General features: G+C 63.6%; 1 protein-coding gene. It reads right to left on the bottom strand.

Annotated elements, in window-relative coordinates:
- Nucleotides 1-269: FGGY family carbohydrate kinase (locus SB756_RS30525; protein ID WP_410913300.1), on the bottom strand; the 269-nt coding region annotated here is incomplete at both ends.

The following is a 269-nucleotide window of genomic DNA, read 5'->3' as shown; positions in this document are numbered from 1 at the left end:
CAGTGAAGATCCGGTGCCGTAGGTGGCTTTCACCACTTCAGACTCGCCGCGCCGCTGCGCCTGTAAGGCGGCATGAGAGTCGCCGATGCGCGCCAGAATCGGCGTGCCTGGCGCTAAGCCGGGAATATCACTCACCGCGACCACGCCCTGTTCACTGGCTGAGGCGGTGATGCGCGGCAGCGCGGCGCGCGGCAGTTGAAACAGCGTCAGCAGCTCGTCGTCCCAGTCATTAAGATGCAGGCTGTAGAGTTGAGTACGGGAGGCGTTAG

It is taken from the genome of Pseudomonas sp. SIMBA_068 (assembly GCF_046534705.1).
Lineage (GTDB): Bacteria > Pseudomonadota > Gammaproteobacteria > Pseudomonadales > Pseudomonadaceae > Aquipseudomonas > Aquipseudomonas putida.
The sequence above is the reverse complement of the archived record's forward strand: the minus strand, read 5'-3'. Positions and strand labels throughout refer to the sequence as shown.